This window comes from Streptomyces sp. SID12501 (assembly GCF_010550245.1).
Classification (GTDB): Bacteria; Actinomycetota; Actinomycetes; order Streptomycetales; family Streptomycetaceae; genus Streptomyces.
The window spans coordinates 1-503 of the sequence record NZ_JAAGLU010000455.1 but is presented as its reverse complement, the minus strand read 5'-3'; the positions used below and the strand labels follow the sequence as shown (position 1 = coordinate 503).

Annotated in this window: 1 protein-coding gene; it reads right to left on the bottom strand. The window is 52.5% G+C overall.

The window, feature by feature from the left end:
* Nucleotides 1–503, bottom strand: a 503-nt coding sequence (locus G3I71_RS50665; protein WP_203733116.1) for a hypothetical protein, incomplete at both ends; no start/stop codon positions are given.

Sequence of the window (503 nt, the reverse complement as noted above, 5' to 3'; positions counted from 1 at the left end):
GACCTGACAGGATCGGGAAAACGAAGCTCCCCCTGCGCGTGTGCCCCAGAGATACATGATTCTTCATGTAGTTACTCGCCTCTGGCTTCATACGCCCAGTGAATTCACTAAACGGACTGGCAGTGTAGCGCGCAGACATTTTCAGCATCCGATGGACTACATTCAATGCTCCGCTTGCTGCACCGATGCCCACGGAATCACCTGGACCCTCGGCACGAGAAAGGCGCAGCAAGAGAACATCGACACTCTCTACGTGAATGCGACGATATAGCTCGTGTGCGTCGATCTCATAATAATTACCAACTGCGGACAAGAATTCAACAAACCTGCGCCCGAAGTCACGGTACTCATCATTTATCGGCAGGAGATGGATCTCGGAATTAGACTCACCATTCGGCCCTGCCGGCTCAGCCCACTCTTCGAGTAGACCTTCCCGCCTATCAATTAGATCCCAACCTTGAGCATGCAGGTATCGGGATACGTTTCCTGGAGGAATCACGGAA